Origin of the sequence: Pseudoalteromonas sp. S558 (genome assembly GCF_005886635.1) — a bacterium.
Classification (GTDB): Bacteria; Pseudomonadota; Gammaproteobacteria; order Enterobacterales; family Alteromonadaceae; genus Pseudoalteromonas; species Pseudoalteromonas aliena.
Window position 1 is genome coordinate 1 of sequence record NZ_PNDU01000576.1, and the last position, 394, is coordinate 394.

Sequence of the window (394 nt, forward strand, 5' to 3'; positions counted from 1 at the left end):
CCGCTCCTATGCCGAATTATCCCAACAGTTTCCTCGCATGCTAATACTTTGTGTGATTTTATAGCGCCATAAACGTTGGCGATATTTTAATCTTGTATAATGACTACCTTGGTCAGAGTGAAACATCAGTCCTGTCGGTTTTCCTCTGCTTTCATACGCGAGTTCAAGCGCTTTTAGCGTTAAATTAGTATCTGGTGACAACGACATTGCCCAGCCAACCACTTTGCGTGCAAATAAATCAATAACGACGGCTAAATAAGCCCAGCGATTGCCCGTCCAAATATACGTCACATCACCGCACCACACGGTATCAGGCTCAACAACATCAAACTGTCTATCAAGCAGGTTTGGGATTTCAAGGTGTTCATTACCACCACGTTTAAATGAAAGTAGT

The 394-nt window shown here is 43.1% G+C and carries 1 pseudogene; it reads right to left on the reverse strand.

Annotated features, from left to right (window positions below):
• Positions 1-12: 12 nt before the first annotated feature.
• A pseudogene (locus tag CWB66_RS21500) lies at positions 13-394 on the reverse strand (DDE-type integrase/transposase/recombinase); the annotation flags it as partial.